General features: G+C 32.2%; 18 protein-coding genes and 1 pseudogene. 7 read left to right on the top strand and 12 right to left on the bottom strand.

Annotated features, from left to right (window positions below):
* Window positions 1-130: 130 nt before the first annotated feature.
* The 4 genes from C1I91_RS04070 to C1I91_RS04055 form a co-directional block, all read right to left on the bottom strand.
* Window positions 131-922 (bottom strand): polymer-forming cytoskeletal protein, encoded by a 792-nt coding sequence (locus C1I91_RS04070; RefSeq protein WP_238475919.1) that lies wholly within the window; start codon window positions 920-922, stop codon window positions 131-133.
* 20 nt (window positions 923-942) lie between these two features.
* Window positions 943-1,689 carry a polymer-forming cytoskeletal protein gene (locus tag C1I91_RS04065; protein WP_128211370.1) on the bottom strand — a complete coding sequence of 249 codons (747 nt, stop codon included), beginning with the start codon at window positions 1,687-1,689 and terminating at the stop codon, window positions 943-945.
* Between the two features lie 9 nt (window positions 1,690-1,698).
* On the bottom strand, window positions 1,699-2,316 hold the full coding sequence (locus C1I91_RS04060) for a DUF4004 family protein (RefSeq protein WP_128211368.1): 618 nt from the start codon (window positions 2,314-2,316) through the stop codon (window positions 1,699-1,701).
* A 152-nt stretch (window positions 2,317-2,468) separates the two neighbouring features.
* Entirely contained in the window at window positions 2,469-2,774 is a 306-nt protein-coding gene (locus C1I91_RS04055) for a YerC/YecD family TrpR-related protein (RefSeq protein ID WP_128211366.1), read from the bottom strand.
* 149 nt (window positions 2,775-2,923) lie between these two features.
* On the opposite strand from C1I91_RS04055, the gene C1I91_RS04050 reads away from it, so the two are divergent.
* Both C1I91_RS04050 and C1I91_RS04045 read left to right on the top strand, forming a co-directional pair.
* Window positions 2,924-3,712 carry an amino acid ABC transporter substrate-binding protein gene (locus C1I91_RS04050; RefSeq protein WP_164880430.1) on the top strand — a complete coding sequence of 263 codons (789 nt, stop codon included), beginning with the start codon at window positions 2,924-2,926 and terminating at the stop codon, window positions 3,710-3,712.
* Between the two features lie 29 nt (window positions 3,713-3,741).
* Complete coding sequence (locus tag C1I91_RS04045; protein WP_128211362.1) at window positions 3,742-4,395, top strand: amino acid ABC transporter permease; 654 nt, start codon at window positions 3,742-3,744, stop codon at window positions 4,393-4,395.
* 81 nt (window positions 4,396-4,476) lie between these two features.
* Here the strand turns inward: C1I91_RS04045 and C1I91_RS04040 are convergent.
* A pseudogene (locus C1I91_RS04040) lies at window positions 4,477-4,764 on the bottom strand (phenylpyruvate tautomerase MIF-related protein); the annotation flags it as partial.
* Window positions 4,765-4,826: 62 nt separating this feature from the next.
* Between C1I91_RS04040 and C1I91_RS04035 the strand changes: the two are divergent.
* The 4 genes from C1I91_RS04035 to C1I91_RS04020 all read left to right on the top strand — a co-directional run bounded on the left by C1I91_RS04035 (window position 4,827) and on the right by C1I91_RS04020 (window position 7,097).
* Complete coding sequence (locus C1I91_RS04035) at window positions 4,827-5,366, top strand: helix-turn-helix domain-containing protein (RefSeq protein ID WP_128211358.1); 540 nt, start codon at window positions 4,827-4,829, stop codon at window positions 5,364-5,366.
* Window positions 5,329-5,904, top strand: coding sequence for a transposase (locus tag C1I91_RS04030; RefSeq protein ID WP_128211354.1), 576 nt, complete (start codon window positions 5,329-5,331; stop codon window positions 5,902-5,904). The genes C1I91_RS04035 and C1I91_RS04030 overlap by 38 nt, the downstream gene beginning before the upstream one ends.
* A gap of 114 nt (window positions 5,905-6,018) precedes the next feature.
* Entirely contained in the window at window positions 6,019-6,537 is a 519-nt protein-coding gene (locus tag C1I91_RS04025; RefSeq protein WP_128211356.1) for a helix-turn-helix domain-containing protein, read from the top strand.
* Window positions 6,522-7,097 carry a transposase gene (locus tag C1I91_RS04020; protein WP_128211354.1) on the top strand — a complete coding sequence of 192 codons (576 nt, stop codon included), beginning with the start codon at window positions 6,522-6,524 and terminating at the stop codon, window positions 7,095-7,097. The genes C1I91_RS04025 and C1I91_RS04020 overlap by 16 nt, the downstream gene beginning before the upstream one ends.
* A 604-nt stretch (window positions 7,098-7,701) precedes the next feature.
* Here the strand turns inward: C1I91_RS04020 and C1I91_RS04015 are convergent.
* From C1I91_RS04015 to cdaA, 7 genes are all read right to left on the bottom strand, one after another.
* Window positions 7,702-8,535, bottom strand: coding sequence for an AIM24 family protein (locus tag C1I91_RS04015; protein ID WP_128211353.1), 834 nt, complete (start codon window positions 8,533-8,535; stop codon window positions 7,702-7,704).
* 312 nt (window positions 8,536-8,847) lie between these two features.
* Window positions 8,848-9,918 (bottom strand): butyrate kinase, encoded by a 1,071-nt coding sequence (gene buk, locus C1I91_RS04010; RefSeq protein WP_128211351.1) that lies wholly within the window; start codon window positions 9,916-9,918, stop codon window positions 8,848-8,850.
* 75 nt (window positions 9,919-9,993) lie between these two features.
* The gene (ptb, locus tag C1I91_RS04005; RefSeq protein ID WP_128211349.1) at window positions 9,994-10,899 is read right to left on the bottom strand and encodes a phosphate butyryltransferase; all 906 of its coding nucleotides are present in this window, start codon (window positions 10,897-10,899) and stop codon (window positions 9,994-9,996) included.
* A 545-nt stretch (window positions 10,900-11,444) separates the two neighbouring features.
* Window positions 11,445-12,116 (bottom strand): nitrite/sulfite reductase domain-containing protein, encoded by a 672-nt coding sequence (locus C1I91_RS04000; protein ID WP_128211347.1) that lies wholly within the window; start codon window positions 12,114-12,116, stop codon window positions 11,445-11,447.
* A gap of 19 nt (window positions 12,117-12,135) precedes the next feature.
* Window positions 12,136-13,740, bottom strand: a complete 1,605-nt coding sequence (locus tag C1I91_RS03995) for an NAD(P)/FAD-dependent oxidoreductase (protein WP_128211345.1) — start codon at window positions 13,738-13,740, stop codon at window positions 12,136-12,138.
* 335 nt (window positions 13,741-14,075) lie between these two features.
* Window positions 14,076-15,296, bottom strand: a complete 1,221-nt coding sequence (locus C1I91_RS03990) for a CdaR family protein (RefSeq protein ID WP_128211343.1) — start codon at window positions 15,294-15,296, stop codon at window positions 14,076-14,078.
* Complete coding sequence (gene cdaA / locus C1I91_RS03985; protein WP_420808464.1) at window positions 15,266-16,102, bottom strand: diadenylate cyclase CdaA; 837 nt, start codon at window positions 16,100-16,102, stop codon at window positions 15,266-15,268. The genes C1I91_RS03990 and cdaA overlap by 31 nt, the downstream gene beginning before the upstream one ends.
* A gap of 235 nt (window positions 16,103-16,337) precedes the next feature.
* On the opposite strand from cdaA, the gene C1I91_RS03980 reads away from it, so the two are divergent.
* Window positions 16,338-17,297 (top strand): hypothetical protein, encoded by a 960-nt coding sequence (locus C1I91_RS03980; protein ID WP_128211340.1) that lies wholly within the window; start codon window positions 16,338-16,340, stop codon window positions 17,295-17,297.
* Window positions 17,298-17,335: the final 38 nt, after the last annotated feature.

Below are 17,335 nucleotides of genomic sequence, written 5' to 3'. Positions count from 1 at the left end.
TGATTATCCTTACTTTTTTTAATAAATAAATTAATTATTTTAATTTAATCATTATATTTTATTAATATAGTTAATTTCCATATTTAATATATTAACTATTTCATTAACTACAATCATTGATTAGAATAAACTATATCTTAATTTGATTCTTAACAACAGCACCATCCAATATATTTATTTCTCCACTATACTCTACGGTATCGATCTCGCATCTTTCCCCAATAGTTATGTTATTTCCTCTTACTATCTTTGCTCTTGTTGCCTCCAAATAGATATTATCTCCCTCTATAGAATCGCATACTACTCTGCTTCTGTTAAGAGATATGAACTTAATAAAGCTAGCTAAAAAGAAATCATTACTTCTAAGTCTTATTTCAATTTCTTTGCCACCAATTTCTTGAGTTTTACACTCTCCTGCAGGGTTTATTTCTATTTTTTCTGCGTTTAGCATCTCTCCTATATTAAACTCTCCAGAACATCTAAAATATTCAGCCTCACAGTTACCGCCTATTTTTATACCTCCAGACACGGAAATCTGTTCACCTTTTAAGTTACCACCAATCCTTGAGCCCCCGGAGATTTTTAAACTCTTAACAAATATATCTCCACCTATATTTGAATCTCCACTTATTCTTACATCTTCACTATCAATATTGCCATTTACTGATGAAGATCCAGACACCACAAATGATGAACCTTTTACATTTCCTCTTATAGTGGTTTCTCCGCTTACCTTACATTCATAACATTCTATATTCCCTTCTACTGTAGATGATCCTGAACATTTAAAATCAACACAATCTATATCTCCAGTTATCTTTCCAGACCCGCTTATTTTTACTGAATTGAATTTTCCACCTCCAGTTTTACCAGACCCTGATATCTTTAAATCTGATCTATCTTCGAAATACATTCTTTCCATCTCTAATTTCCTCCTTAAATTTATAATTTTATTTGTTCTAGAACCTTGCTACTTGGATCAACTGAAAGACTATTCTTATATTCAACTCTTTGAATAGTGCACTTCTTACCTATAACAACATCATTTCCTCTTATTATTCTAGCCTCAGTTCCCTCCAGGTAAATCTCATCGCCCTCTATCACATTGCAATTTAACTCATTAACAGAGGTATTAAACAAGGCTTTAGTTATCTTAGATAAAAATCCAATGCCAAAGGGTGCTAGTTTTACATTTATAATCTTACCGCCAATTTCAGGTATTTCAGAACGACCAGCAATATCAATAGATACTTTTTCACTGTTTAGAAGCCCTCCAATAGTAATAGCTCCAGAGCATATAAAATCTTCAGCTTCACAGTCTCCAATTATCTTTGCTGCACCTTGTATATCAATAATTTCTCCTATAAAATTTCCGCCTACTTTGAAGCTTCCTTCAATCTTACTATCCTTACTATGTAGGTTTCCTTCTATTTTACCTGCACCTCTAATCTCACAAAAATCAGCTTCTACATTTCCTAGACACTTAGTAGCCCCACTTACGTTATACGAAACTGTTTTTACATTTCCTTCGAATTTAGCTGCACCTGAAGCTTCAAATTCAACACATTCAATATCTCCATTAATTTTTGAAGCTCCATTAACTTCTACCCTGTTATATTTTCCTCCTCCTGACTTACCAGCTCCTGAAATCTCCAAATCTCCTCTATCACTATAAAATTCTCTATTCATAATACCCTCCTATATCAAGTTACTTATCACTTTTTCAGTAAAACTATTTATATTTATTCTCTCTAATATCTTTCCATCCCCTAAAACAACATTTCCTGCTTCAGCTAGAATACCTATTCCTACACCAAGCCTTCTTATAAAGACCAATTCATAGTCTTTATTTTTTATATTAATATAATTATCTATCAACCCTTTAATTGTGAAGTTTATTTCATCTATATTTAAATTTCCTTGATCTAATAACTTATTATATAAAGATAAATATACTATTTCATCAGAGCTAATTTCCTCCTTTAACCTAAAGCTGTTTTTAAACATATCTACAACATACTGCGTAACAATGTTTCTTTCCACTAATTCTTGAATAGAAAAGTTAGCTTTCACTGTTGTTCCCTGAAATCTCTCCGCCAAGTCATCTAACGAAACATCATCCTTCATCTGCAAGATTACATTGATTCTATCTAGTATTCTATCCCTTGGAAAATAGGTTTCTTGTCCTGTAAAAGATGATTTTTTAATGAACCACTCTTCTGGAATTAGATTTTTTCTCTTCCATCTATATAATTGACCATAGGATATTCCTGTCAGTTCTAATAATTCTTTTTTTGATATCAAGTTTTCTTCCATTTTAATCCCTCCATGGATTTAGTATAACAAAACATTGTTACGTTGGCAATACCTATTTAAAAAATTAATAAAAGCCACTATCTCCTTTAGATAGTGGCTTTTATCCTATATTATCGCTATTATATGTAATTAAGCTATAAAACATTGTTTTATTATTTTTCTATTAAACCTAATCTTTCTAAAACTATATTATAACCATCGCTTCCATAGTTTAAGCATCTATTTACCCTACTTATAGTAGCAGTACTAGCTCCTGTTTCATTTGCTATCTCTGTGTATGTTTTTTTACCCTTAAGCATAGCAGCTACTTGTAGCCTTTGCACTAAAGCCTTTATCTCATTTATAGTAGCTACATCTTCAAAAAACCTATAGCATTCTTCTATATTTTCCAGACTTAATATGGCTTTAAAAAAATAGTCAATATCTTCACTTTTTAGCTTTGATTCATAATTGCTCATGTAATCACCTCACATCAGTATTTTAACATCTTACAACCAACATTGCTATATCTTTTAGTAATTGGTAATATTTTTACTTATTTATCACTTTACAACTTTATTATATTAAAGTATAATGAACTCATAAGTTACTTAGGAGGATGTTTTATATGAATAAGTTTATGAAAAGATTATTAACAATTGTTTCTATAGCGACAATATCAGTTTCATTAGTAAGTTGTGGACAGGCAAAGAAAGATTCAGCTTCTTCTAACACTATAATAGTAGGATTAGACGATTCCTTTCCACCAATGGGCTTTAAGAATAGTAAGGGTGATCTTCAAGGTTTCGATATAGATATGGCAAAAGAAATATCAAAGCGTCTAAACAAAGAAATAAAGTTCATGCCATACAACTGGGATGGTATAATACCAGGTTTAAAACAGAAAAAGTTTGATGTAATAATCTCTGCAATGAGCGTAACAGCTGAGAGAGAAAAAGAAATAGCTTTCTCTACCCCGTATTTAAATGAGAGACAAGTTGTTGTAGTAAAGAAAGATAATACATCTATCCCATCACCTGATGATCTAAAAGGGAAAATAGTAGGTGTTCAAAAAGGAAGTACAAGCGAAGATGCAATAAAAGATACAAAGTCAACTTACAAAGACACAAAATTATATGATGAAAACATCGCAGCCCTTCAAGATTTAAAAATTGGTCGTATAGATGCAGTAGTTGTAGATGAATTAGTAGCAAGATATTATATAAAAGAAAAAGCTGACACATATAAAGTTTTAGACAAAGCAGTAACTACTGAACCTATTGCTATAGGTCTTAGAAAAGAAGATAGTGACCTTAAAAATAGTTTTGATAAGATAATAAAAGATATGCAACAGGATGGAACTCTTGCTAAAATATCAAAAACTTGGTTTGGTGAAGATATCACATCTTCAAAATAATTTATATCAATTACAGAGAGGTTGTTTTTATGAAAGGCGAAATTATTGCAAAATACCTTCCAATCTTATTTGAAGGTTGCTTGATGACAATAGAACTTACAGTTATATCAATATTATGCGGATTAGTATTAGCATTCATTGTTGTTTTAATGAAACTTTCTAACAACAAGATCTTCAAATCCATAGGAACCTTCTATACTTGGTTCTTTAGAGGGATACCATTGATGATTTTACTGTTTATAATCTACTTTGGTCTTCCAGAGATTAATATTACTCTTACTTCCTTTGAAGCCGCTATACTAGGGTTAAGCATAAACATATCAGCTTATGTAGCAGAAGCAATAAGAGGTGCTATGCTTTCAGTAAATAAAAATCAATGGGAAGCAGCTCAAACTGAGGGCTTAAACTACATCCAAACAGTATTTTATATAATACTTCCTCAAAGTTTTGGAAGAATGCTTCCCGCAGTTGCAAATGAGTTTATAGCCTTGCTTAAGGATACAGCTTTAGTTTCAACTATTGCAATGACAGATTTAATGAGCAATGCACAACACATGGCAAATGAATCTTTTAGACCCTTAGAGATCTTCTTCATGGCATCAATAATGTACCTAACCATGACAACCTTCTTCACCTCATCTTTTAGATTTATAGAAAAGAAGTTTGCTTTAGCAGATATATAATGAATATAGGAGTAAATAAAACTTTAAATCAAGTTTTATTTACTCCTATCACTTTTTAAACGCCTGTTTCTTATATGTTAACTAAAAATTTGCTCCATTCCAGCCCCAATTATTAACTTCCTCATACTTTACATAAATACAATCAGGGTTAATAGAAAGTTCCTTTGCATATAGAGCGCATAGAGCCTTAGTAAATTTATTAAGTGCATCCTTAGTAGCTCCTCCAAATATCTTCACCTCTACGAAAGCACCATACTGCAACCTTCTACCCTTGAAATATAAAGTTTGATTTTCCTCAAAGCCTACCATCAACCAATCTTCACTTTTTCCTGGAATTACTTCTATAGGGTTCCCAGCCCTAAGTTTAAGTTATTCTGAATAACCACATTTCTTTGTCAAATACTAAATGTACGGAGAAAGGTGGTTAGATCATGGGTAGAAAACATTTTAAAATAGAGTCATTACACGGAGAAACAATTGAAAATCTGATTGAGCTAAAAAATACTATAGAATCTAAGTATAGTAGAGTGTTTTTAACTGTAATAATAATGAGATATTTTAATAAAAGCACTCCAGATATCATGGCTTTCACTGGGTTGAGCAACCCTACAATCGTAAAATATATTGTTGATTGGAATAGTTCTGGACTGAAAGCCATAGTAGATCATCGTGGCGGATCTGTTAGTAAATTAGAACCTAGTATAATCGATGACATAGTATATGTTGTTAATAATAAAACTCCTATAGATTTTCAGTTTACCGCGCATACATGGACATGTGCCCTTTTATCATATTATGTTGAGCAAACATATGGAATAAGAGTGTGTCAAGAAACCATAAGGCAAGTTTTACTTTCCAAAGGTATATCCTATAAACGCGCTCAACCTAAGCCAACAAAAGCAGATATTAAGGAACAAGAGGAGTTTAAAAAAAATGCCAAATCTACTGAGTACTTTAGAGTCTTCATCTGATACAGTGGTTTATGCACTAGACGAGACTGGCGTCAGCGTAGAGTCAGATAATCGTCAATTTTGGAGCCCTATTGGCCATCCCCCTGTTCTTGAAAAAAACGGTTCTCACGACGGTGTTAATATTATTGGCTCAACTTCAATTTTAAATGATTTCCATACTGTTAATGATATCTACCCATCAAATAAATCAATAACATCAGAAGAAGTAAAATCTCACATTAGCCATTTGCTTAACTTAAATGAAGGTAAAAAGGTAGTCGTATTTATGGATAATGCTAAAAACCATACAAGCAACTCTATGAAAAAATTTTACTTTGAAAATAGAGCTCGATTAAAGATAATAAATCTTCCCAAATATTCTCCAATGATGAATCCGCAGGAGCATATATGGCGTAACTTGAAGGCAAAACTGTTTAGACCATCTGTAAGATCTTCTATTTATGAACTTATTTCAGATATTAAAAATATCTTTACCGAACTTAATGTTAAGAAAGATGAAATTTATTCGCTAGCATATGCTAGAAACTACCTTGTATAACTTAAGTTTTCAGCTGGGAACCCTATATAGGGTTCCCAGCCCTAAGTTTAAGTTATTCTGAATAACCATATTTCTTTGTCAAATACTAAATGTACGGAGAAAGGTGGTTAGATCATGGGTAGAAAACATTTTAAAATAGAGTCATTACACGGAGAAACAATTGAAAATCTGATTGAGCTAAAAAATACTATAGAATCTAAGTATAGTAGAGTGTTTTTAACTGTAATAATAATGAGATATTTTAATAAAAGCACTCCAGATATCATGGCTTTCACTGGGTTGAGCAACCCTACAATCGTAAAATATATTGTTGATTGGAATAGTTCTGGACTGAAAGCCATAGTAGATCATCGTGGCGGATCTGTTAGTAAATTAGAACCTAGTATAATCGATGACATAGTATATGTTGTTAATAATAAAACTCCTATAGATTTTCAGTTTACCGCGCATACATGGACATGTGCCCTTTTATCATATTATGTTGAGCAAACATATGGAATAAGAGTGTGTCAAGAAACCATAAGGCAAGTTTTACTTTCCAAAGGTATATCCTATAAACGCGCTCAACCTAAGCCAACAAAAGCAGATATTAAGGAACAAGAGGAGTTTAAAAAAAAATGCCAAATCTACTGAGTACTTTAGAGTCTTCATCTGATACAGTGGTTTATGCACTAGACGAGACTGGCGTCAGCGTAGAGTCAGATAATCGTCAATTTTGGAGCCCTATTGGCCATCCCCCTGTTCTTGAAAAAAACGGTTCTCACGACGGTGTTAATATTATTGGCTCAACTTCAATTTTAAATGATTTCCATACTGTTAATGATATCTACCCATCAAATAAATCAATAACATCAGAAGAAGTAAAATCTCACATTAGCCATTTGCTTAACTTAAATGAAGGTAAAAAGGTAGTCGTATTTATGGATAATGCTAAAAACCATACAAGCAACTCTATGAAAAAATTTTACTTTGAAAATAGAGCTCGATTAAAGATAATAAATCTTCCCAAATATTCTCCAATGATGAATCCGCAGGAGCATATATGGCGTAACTTGAAGGCAAAACTGTTTAGACCATCTGTAAGATCTTCTATTTATGAACTTATTTCAGATATTAAAAATATCTTTACCGAACTTAATGTTAAGAAAGATGAAATTTATTCGCTAGCATATGCTAGAAACTACCTTGTATAACTTAAGTTTTCAGCTGGGAACCCTATATAAGCTTTCCAAGCTCGCTCTTTAACTTTTCTTCTTTTTCCTCTGTTAAACTTACTGTCACCTTTGAATTAATGAATGGCATCTTTATTCCTCCTTATTTGTATTTATTGTTGGAACGGTTAATCAACAATAAAAAAACGCCTTACAGTTTAGACTTATATAGAAAAAATGCAGGAAACTACCTGCATTTGGCCACTTCTATTATTTTTCGTTCTTCTTCATCTCTTCTTTTTTAAATTGTTCGCTCTTTACAGTAACATAAACTCCAACAATAACAAAAGCAGCTAGGAACGCAACAACAACACCAGTCATAAGATCCATTAGGCTCACCTCCTTAAGTTTAAAAAATGAGCTAAAGCTTTATATCTAAACCCCTTCTCATTATACATAAAAATGCCATAATACTTCTATTCTATCACAAAACTCAGCATCATTGAATCTTCTAATTTAAACCTTCAATTATAAAACCATATATTCTGAAAATATACTATTTTAGCTCTGTTAAATTAACATGTTTATATTAAACATAGACATTATTTTAGCAAACTTTAGACCATTATATTTAGTGCATTACTATTTACTGCTCATTATTGTGATTTCCTGTAGGATTTGTCATACTGCTTAAGCTAGTACTTTGAAGTTTATCATATATGACTTTAGTAGGAACTAACCAAACCTCACCAGTGCCTCTATATACATTAAGAAAACCTTCACCACTAGTAGTGGAGCCTATTATTGACTTTGCAGACTTTTCTACAGTGAACTCGATTCCTCCTGTTCTTAATATGGCAAAGTTACCATCTACCTTTAATGTATCATTTGATAGTCTGCACTTAAATATCTCATTTTCTGGAACAGGTATTTCTAAGGCAACAACTCCACTACCGCTTATCTTAGTCTGAAAAACCCCTTCATTGCCCAAAAGCATTGATGATATAGACTTTTGCATCGAAGCCCCAACCTCTACAGAATCTTCACAGGCATAAAACAATCCATCATCAACTATTACTTCCTCGTCATCTAACTCTAATAATGCATAGTGCCCAAAGGAAGGTTCTAAAAATATTTCGCCAGAGCCTATATACCTAGGCTTAAATAAAGTTTCTCCAGTAAGCTTGCTATTTATAAGCTTCTTACCAAAGCCAAGAACTCCACCGACCTTATTCTCTAACTCTATACTTCCCTTCATATAGCTCAGTGCACCTGATTCTAACTTTACAGCACTATCCTCTAGAATTATTCTTATCTGCTTAAGTTTAATTCCTGCATCCTTCATGAATTTAAACTTAACAGCAGAATCTATATCGTTTCCACCATTTAGCTCATCGAACTCAAGTATTTGAAATATTGAGTCTCCCTGCATTTCAGATAACTTTGTAAGCTTATTAGTTATATTTAGTGATGTTCTCATATGACACCCCCGTAAATTTATAATGCATAAATTATTTAAAATTTAAATTTATATATAGCAGTAGCACTTATTAGTAAAATTTATATTTTTAAATCTAATTAATATATCTCTATCTATAATTTATCAAGTTAAAGTATATTTATTCTAACACTATAATCAATTAATAACATAATACCATAAAATATAAACAATATATAGACAAAATAGGCAAATAATTACCTATGGTATTTATATAGGCTAAAAAAAATTATACATGGTAAAAGTTTTTGTTGAAACCTTGTCCCATGTATAATCTCAATATTTTAATTCTTCTTACTTATATTCTTTTGCTGTTTCTTCTCCATTTAAAACTCTTATAGTTCCTTGAGTAAGAGCTAGAAGTTCATCTTCTCCTGGATAAACTACAACTGGAGCAATCCAGTCTACATTGCTTGTTATAGCTGCAGTAACTTTTGGGCCATAAGCTATACCACCAGTTAATACTATGGCTTCAACCTTGCCTTTTAAAACAACTGAGAACTCACCTATAGCTTTTGATACTTGATAAATAAATGAATCAAAAACTAATTGAGCTTCTTTATTGCCTTCTTCAGCAAGCTTTAACACATCTCTAGCATCATTTGTATTTAGATAAGCAACAAATCCACCTTTACCAACTATCTTCTTGTAAACTTCGTCTTCAGTGTATTTACCACTAAAGCACATTTTTATAAGATCTCCAGAAGGTACTCCTCCTGATCTTTCAGGTGAGAATGGTCCATCTCCATCAAGAGCATTGTTTACGTCAACAACCTGACCATTCTTATGAGCTCCTACAGAAACTCCTCCACCCATATGAACAACTATTATGTTTACATCTTCGTATGCTTTTCCGTGCTCTTTAGCATATCTCTTTGCTACAGCTTTTTGATTTAAAGCATGGAACTTACTCTTTCTTGGAAGTTCTGGAACTCCAGAAAGTCTAGCTACAGCCTCAAGCTCATCAACAACAACTGGATCAACTATAAATGCTTTCTTTCCTATTTCCTTAGCAATTTCGTTTGCTATTATTCCACCAAGGTTTGAAGCATGTTGTCCTTGAACTCCAACCTTTAGATCTTCTAGCATAGCTTCATTTACTTCATAAGTTCCACCTGCCATAGGTTTAAGCATTCCACCTCTACCTACTACAGCATCTAAAGTAGTTACATCAAAGTTCTTTTCCTTTAAAACGCTAAGTATAACATCTTTTCTGAATTGAAATTGATCATAAATTGTAGCATATGCATCTATTTCTTCTGCAGAATGTCTAAGTGTCTCTACTATTACTGGATTTTCATCTTCGTAAACACCTATTTTAGTTGAAGTTGAACCTGGGTTTATTATTAGTATTTTATAAGCCATGTTTTCTCCTCCTTGAAGAATTATTCTATAGAAACCAATCAAATAAATTATACCATCTATGTGGATTTAATTACACTATTTAGTATTAGCTACCAATGCTGCTAAAGCTATTGAATTTACTTTAGTTTCAAAGCTGTCTGCTCTAGAAGTTAGTATAACTGGAGCAGAAGTTCCAACTAAAATACCACCATTTCTAGATTTTGCTGTCATAGTTAAGCATTTGTACATAACATTTGCAGTTTCTATGTTTGGTAATAAGAAAATATCTGCTTTTCCAGCAACTGGTCCCTTAACATTCTTATGATGTGCTGCTTCTTCTGATAAAGCATTATCGAAAGCAAGAGGTCCATCAACTATACAACCCTTTATTTGTCCTCTATCATTCATTTTTGAAAGTAATGAAGCATCTATAGTAGCAGGCATATCAGGATTTACAACTTCTACAGCACAAATTGGAGCTACTTTTGGAAGTTCTAATCCACAAGCATGTGCAACTTTAACTGAGTTATTTAATATATCAATCTTTGCTTTTAAATCAGGATATGTATTAAAAGCAGCGTCAGTTACATATATCAATCTGTCTATTCCTTCTACCTCAAACACAGCTACATGGGACATTAGCTTTCCTGTTCTTAATCCTACTTCCTTATTAAGAACACTTCTTAGGAAAGTAGCAGTATCTACTAATCCTTTCATAACCATATCAGCTTTTCCCTTTGATACTAGCTCTACAGCATAAAGTGCAGCTTTTTTAGGATCTGGTTCATTAATAAGATCATATTCAGTTAAATCCATACCTATTTTTTCTGCAAGTTCTCTTATCTTAACTTGATCACCAACTAATATAGCATCAGCTATTCCTCTTTCTTTAGCTGCTTTAACTGCTTCAAGTACAGGCTCATCTTGAGCAACTGCAACAGATACCTTTTTCTTTGATACTTCTTTTAGCTTTGAAAGTAATTCATCAAAATTTTTACTCATTTATACTGCACCTCTTCTTAATTTTTTAATTTATTACAACTCCCTAATTCAACTTTCAAGATACATATGCTTAAACCGCTCATGACTATAAAAGATGTTTAGACAAGTGCAACTCTAAATTGGATTTAGGAATCTTTAGTTACTTCTTGTTAATTTTATAACAAATTTATTTATAAAAATAATATACTTATAAGAAATAACTATACTATTTTATACTAATATTTCTAAAATATAAAATAATTATATCATTTCTAGTCTGTATATAAATAATTATTATATAAAATTTACAACTTCATATAGCCTGTTAAAATTCAGTATATATGCACTTACTAATTATTATACATCTACTAAGATTAATATTTAAATTACAATTAACAACATAAATACATATTAGACTAATATAAAATTGTCTTTAACAACATTTTAACAAAAAAAACTTATAAAATAGAAGTTTTCTGAAAATTTATAGAAATTTTTTTATATTTTTATAGTTTCCTAGATAAAATAAAAATCACCAATGAACTACTCATCAGTGATTTTCTATTTTATTTATTATATACCTGACTTAGACCTTCCTTGAAGATTTCTATGCTAATTCTCTCTATAAAGTCTGACATTTTTTCACCAAACTCAGCCTTAGTGTTGTAGAACTCATATACAGCCTCAACCATATTATAAGCCTCATCCTCAGAAAGTTTTTCTGCTATTATATGTGGTAGTTTAGGATAAAATCCAGAACTGCCGCCTACAGCTATAAGATATCCTTCCTTGTCACCTATAACAGCAATGTCTTTAGAATAAGCACTAGTACAAGAATTTCTACAACCAACAACAGCTATTTTTGTTCTGTTAGGTGCTGCAGCGGCGTAAAATCTTTTTTCAAGCTTCATACCAAGTTTTAATGAATTTTGCTTAGCTCTCTTGCAAAAGGATGCTGGGCACATTTCAACATTTTTTACAGAGTAAGGCGATACTACTCCTGGCTCCATACCAAGTTCTTCCCATGCTTTCTCCACATCTTCGGCTTTTAATCCTAGTATAGCTATTCTTTGCCCAGAGGTTATTTTTATAACTCCGTTATACTTCCTTGCAACTTCTGCAAACTTAACAAGATCTTCCGGTTTTATAAAACCTCCTGGAATTCTAGGCGTAATACCATAGGTTCTATTATCATTTCTTACTTTTTGAAGCGTCGCATATTTAGGTTGTTGTATCATTATTATTCCCCCATATAACTTAATTGTTTAGTGGACAAAAATTCTTTATTATATTTTCAGCAACCTTTAAGCCATCAACAGCAGCTGAAACTATGCCTCCAGCAAATCCAGCACCTTCTCCTGCAGGATACATGCCCTTTAAGGAAATACTCTCTAAATTTTCATTTCTCTCTATTCTTACAGGAGCAGAGGTTCTCGTTTCTATGCCGATCATAACTGCACTGTCATCAGCAAACCCCTTTATCTTCTTATCGAAATTAACAAGTCCTTCCTTAAGAGCTTCTGTTACATATAAAGGAAGACAATCTTTAAGTTCTCTAAAATTATATCCAGGCGTATATGAAGGACTTACTTTTCCAAGCCTTGTACTTTTTTTGTCTCTTAAAAAATCCCCCACCAATTGTACTGGAGCTATGTAGTTACCTCCACCAACCTTATAGGCTAACTCTTCATAATGCCTTTGAAATTCCATTCCAGCTAAAGGGGATGTTCCCTCAAAGTCCTTAGGACCAACAGTTACAACAACCGCTGAGTTAGCATTCTCTTTATCTCTTGCATGGTAGCTCATTCCGTTAACCACCAACCTATTTTCTTCTGAAGCTGCAGCCACAACCTCGCCTCCTGGACACATACAGAAGGAATATATAGACCTATCTAATCTATCACTTGTATGGGTAAGCCTATACTCTGCCGCTCTTAATCTCGGATGGCCTGCAAACTTACCATATTGATTGATATCTATCAAACTTTGTGGATGCTCTACTCTCACCCCTATAGCAAAAGGTTTTTGATTCATAATTATCCCTTCTCTGCACATCATCTCATAAGTATCTCTAGAACTATGCCCTATTGCTATTATAAGATTGTCACAAGGAATTTCATTTCCATTGACTATGATAGACTTAACCGAACCATCCTTATGTATTATTCTTTCAAGCTTAGATGAAAAATGAACCTCTCCACCAAAAGCTCTAATTTGTTCTCTTATATTTTTAACTACTGTCTTAAGTATATCTGTTCCCACATGAGGCTTACCCATATATGCTATTTCTTCAGGTGCACCAGCTTTTATGAGTTCACTTAAAATAAAGTCACATCTTCTATCCTTAATTCTTGTTGTTAGCTTTCCATCTGAAAAAGCTCCTGCCCCACCTTCTCCAAACTGAACATTGGATTCTTTATTTAATTCCCCTGTACTCCAAAATCTTTCCACAGTAGCTGTTCTTTCATCCACAGCTTCTCCTCTTTCAAACACTAGTGGTCTATAACCACTCTTAGCTAAAAGCAACGCTGCAAATAAACCCGCTGGTCCCATACCTATAACCACCGGTCTATTAGTCATAGGCTTGCTTCCAGGCTTTACTTCTTCTATAAAAACACTATCATCTATCTTAACGTCTTTATCATTGGCTCTACTAACTATTAACGCTTCATTTTTGTGTTCAAGTTCTAGGCAATAATTAAACTTTATGATATCTCTTTTCCTAGCATCTATTGATTCTTTTATTATTTTCAAATTAGGAATTTCGCTTTTTGAAATTTTTAATTTTTTCGCCACTTTGTTTTTTATTAAAGATAAATCGTCATCTATATCAAGCACTATATTATTTATTCTTATAGTCATAATTTTACCTCCATTAATCTAAGGTCTTTGAGTACTAATTTTAGCAAAGGATTAAGAGAATATCAACTGGCAGATTTTAATGAATAAAGAACTAACTTTCATCATAATTTAATCCTTATATTCATATATCCCCACAAGTATATGCTCTGTATAAAGTATATAAATAATAAAAACTAACCGAGGTACTGTTCTTCGGTTAGTTTTTATCTAACATTATATTTATTTAAGTTTAAATCATCAAAGTCTAGAACCTTACATTCTTTTCTCAAAATTATTTAACCAGTGGTTGAATACCAATTTATAATTTCAACACTGTACTTTAAAAGCATCTTAATTTACTGCTGTTTCTTTGTAAGTGTAGCCTTCACCTTATCACTGCTTTGAGATACAACCTTAATCTTATCATTACTATTTGATAATACTATAGGAATAGTATTATCCCCTTCTTTTGCACCAGCTAAGTCTACCTCTGCCTTAATGCTGTCAGGCTTAAAAGCATTTATGTCGTCTTCTAATCCGCTTATCTTAACGGTTATTTTCTGAGGATCTATAACTGTTTGTAGTGTATCTGTAGGATTCTTAGTAGTGATAGGAACTTCCACATCTTTAGTTATGTATTTGCCTAAAGTAAATCTAACCTTTACCTTATTTAAGTTACTAGCAACTCTAACACTTTGAGGAACACTTAAGTTAACACTTACTTCTTTCGAATCATTTATAGTAGATAAGTCGATTGCCTCAGTATCTATTTTGTTAATTCCACTAAGAACTGTCTCATCACCTACAAGTTCAACTTTGTCGGTGGTTGATCCAAAATCTTTCATTATATATCCTGAAGGAAGATTTCCTTTGGTTACAACATTTACTGGTACTAATTTCCCCTTCTTAACCGGTATAGTTACTTCCGCATTGGTAGGCGATATCTTCACTTCTTCAACAGCCTTTCCAGAATCATTTACAGCCTTTATAGGAAGGTTAAGTACTGTATCAGTATCTATGTCCTTAACATCACTGCTTACTAATAGGTTTTTTATACTATTTACATATTCTCCAGGACCTGCTATTACAGCACTACTTGGCTTTAGCTCTGGTGCATCAGCATAGTTACCAGACTTTGTAGTCACTTTAATTTCCTGCTTTATAGGAATGCTTTTCTCAACATAATCGTCTACTTTTATAGTTACAAGCAAAAAACTATTGTTCTTTATATTTATATTAGATGGATAATTTACTATATCCACTCTTATTCTATTTTCTCCCTTTTTAAGAGCATAAGCGGATAAATCTACAGTCACTTTGAACTGTGATGTGGTTACCTTGTATACTTCACTACTAGGTCCTTCTAGATTTAAAGACACATAAAAATCTTGATGTGGAGATAAAGCTAGCTTAGCTTCTTTTAGAGCATCTGCATTAATAAGTTCCACAGGCACTTTATCCAGCTTATACTCTCTAGTAGGGTTTTGTACATTTGAGACATAAAGCCAAAGTCCGAAGGAGACAATAAGGCATACAATTCTTATAACTATTTCTGCCTTTTTATCTTTGTTATCCATACTTTCACCTTCTCCCCTAAAGTCTTTACCCTCTTTTCTCTTCTATTTATCATAATACGCATTAGTATACTCTTTAGCTTATCTTTATCATAATTTCGTGTTAATCTCCCATTTACAGCTAAGGATATAGTTCCAGTCTCCTCTGAAACTATTATTATAAGTGCGTCTGAAGTCTCTGAAAGACCTATTCCTGCTCTATGTCTAGTTCCAAGCTTTTTATTTATTGATGTATTACTGCTTAGAGGGAGAACACACCCTGCTGCTACAATTCTGTCATTTCTAATTATTGTAGCGCCATCGTGTAAAGGGGTGTTTACTACAAAAATATTTTCAAGAAGTGCAGAGGAAACCTTAGCATCCAATTCTGTACCATTACTAATAACCTCTCCAAGTCCCGTACTTTGTTCTATTGCAATAAGCGCTCCAGTTGCTGTTTCTGCTAGATTGGCAACTGCATTGACCAATTCTGTTATAACTTCCTCAAGGGCCTCATCGTCCTGCATAACGTGCAGATCGTCAAAGGCACTTCTACCAATATGCTCTAGAGCTCTTCTTATCTCTGGCTGAAATATTATTATAATTGTCAAAACACCAATTGTTATAGTTTTGCTTAGTATAAAGTAAAGCATATCTAATCTTAAAAGATAACTTATTGGTAGTAATGCAACTATTAACGCTATGCCCTTTAACAATTGCTCTGCTCTTGTTTCCTTTATCAACATATATCCCTTAAAGAAAATATAAGAAACCACTAGGATATCCAAAACGGACCATATTGATATATTCTTTATAGTATTAATAATCATATTTAAAACTTCTTGCAACTCTGTCACCCCTAATATCCTAATCTATTAAAATTATACACTATTTATAACCCTCATATATATACAATCGTAATAAAATTTGTATTTTTTACTATTTTCACAATAGTAATATTTAAAAAATTTTGGAATATATCTAAATTAAAGATTTAATAATACTACTTATCTATAACTCTGTATTTCAAAAAATATTCATATGAAAAAAAAGGGAGGTACTTAAATGTTTGAAATACTAAAAAAATACAAGAAACAATTAATCATTTCTACTGCAATAATTTTAATAGTTGCTGCATCTGCTTACTTTTTAATAGGTAATTTTTTACACCCAGACCATAAACAATTAGTAAGCATAGGATCAAACATAATAGCTATAAATGATAACTTAAAAAATCCTATAAACTCATCTTCTCTAGATACTGAATTAGCAAAAACTATTCTTACAGATAATTTGTCCAAGCTATTAACCGAAAAGAATAGTCTTGAAAAAATAAAACCTTCAGATAAGTATAAGAACACATATGATAATCTAGCTTTAGGTCTAAATAACAATATGAAACTATTTGAGCAAACCTTGAATATATTGAAAAATCCATCTTCAAAAGATATACAAGCCTCACTTCAAAACTTGAGCAAGTACGAAGGGGATTGTACTAACTATTACAAAAAGTGTACAGATGGAGGAGTGAACATAAATTTAACTACAAGTTTTACAAACTTCTTTTCTAATGTATCAAATTACGTAAATCAATTAGTAAAATTAAATAGAGACTCTGATATAAAGACTAGCCAAAAAAACGAATTTTTAATCGCATTTGATAATTGTTTGAAAAATTTTTCTCCTTTAAAAGAAAACCTAACCGCAGCAGTAAATAGAGCCTTAGAAGAAAACCGCTCTCTCAGTGGTGTAAGCAGTGATGTAGAAAACAAACTAGTTGAACTAGAGAAATTAAAGACCTCACTTTACGAAATTTCAGTTCCATCAGACGGAGTTGAATGTTTTTCAGACTTCCAAGCAACTCTAAAACTATACGATGTATATATAGCTTCACTAGATGAAGCTCTTAAATCAAAAGACAATCAATTGGAAAAGCTTAAAGATGCTTTTTCTAAATATGATGATATGAATTCTTCCTATGAGAAATTTACTAAAAGCTATGATAGTTATAAATCTAGAAATTAAATATGTATGAAAAATATGCCTTTGGATACAATATGCTG

This window comes from Clostridium manihotivorum (genome assembly GCF_004015185.1).
GTDB lineage: Bacteria > Bacillota > Clostridia > Clostridiales > Clostridiaceae > Clostridium_AR > Clostridium_AR manihotivorum.
This window is presented reverse-complemented; position numbering and strand designations above follow the sequence as displayed.